General features: G+C 44.4%; 1 pseudogene. It reads left to right on the forward strand.

What is annotated here, in order from left to right:
- Positions 1-19: 19 nt before the first annotated feature.
- Positions 20-248, forward strand: a pseudogene (locus JUI58_RS27425) (hybrid sensor histidine kinase/response regulator); the annotation flags it as partial.

Genomic DNA, 248 nt, shown 5'->3' on the forward strand with positions numbered 1-248 from the left:
GCAGTTGATGGGAGGCGAAATGAGCGTGAGTTCCCAAGTCGGAAAAGGAACTATATTCCACTTTGAGATTGAAGTTGAGGAAGTTGAAGCCAGCGAGGTAGAACGTAAGGAAATTAAACATCGCATTATCGCTCTCGAACCCGATCAACCCCGCTATCGTATCTTAATTGTCGATGATAAACCCGTAAATCGGCAATTGTTGGTACAACTCTTGAGTCCTTTGGGCTTTGAACTTCAAGAAGCCAGTA

It is taken from the genome of Spirulina sp. CCY15215, from assembly GCF_016888125.1.
Classification (GTDB): Bacteria; Cyanobacteriota; Cyanobacteriia; order Cyanobacteriales; family Spirulinaceae; genus CCY15215.